Raw genomic sequence first — 407 nt, 5'->3', positions numbered from 1 at the left:
GAGCCAGGATCAAACTCTCCAATAAAGAGTAAGATTAGCTCTTAAAGTTAAAACGTTGGCTAGTGTGTATTTCAACACTAATCATTTTTTGTTGACGTATGATTTGTTTAGTTTTCAAAGAACAATTATCACTTTGTTTAGAAGCGACTTTTACTATATTAACAACAATCAATTCTGCTGTCAATAAGTTTTTTTGGTGGAGCCTAGCGGGATCGAACCGCTGACCTCCTGCGTGCAAGGCAGGCGCTCTCCCAGCTGAGCTAAGGCCCCATTAAATAATTAGTAGTATCATGGTCGGGAAGACAGGATTCGAACCTGCGACCCCTTGGTCCCAAACCAAGTGCTCTACCAAGCTGAGCTACTCCCCGATTAAATCTAATATGGCGCGCCCGAAAGGAGTCGAACCC

The 407-nt window shown here is 43.2% G+C and carries 2 tRNA genes; both read right to left on the bottom strand.

The window, feature by feature from the left end:
* Positions 1–194: 194 nt before the first annotated feature.
* Positions 195–270 (bottom strand) — tRNA-Ala (locus tag M3175_RS24625).
* A gap of 21 nt (positions 271–291) precedes the next feature.
* Positions 292–368: transfer RNA gene (locus M3175_RS24620), tRNA-Pro, on the bottom strand.
* Positions 369–407: the final 39 nt, after the last annotated feature.

Origin of the sequence: Robertmurraya korlensis (genome assembly GCF_023715225.1) — a bacterium.
In the GTDB taxonomy this organism is placed as follows: Bacteria; Bacillota; Bacilli; order Bacillales; family Cytobacillaceae; genus Robertmurraya_A.
The sequence above is the reverse complement of the archived record's forward strand: the minus strand, read 5'-3'. Positions and strand labels throughout refer to the sequence as shown.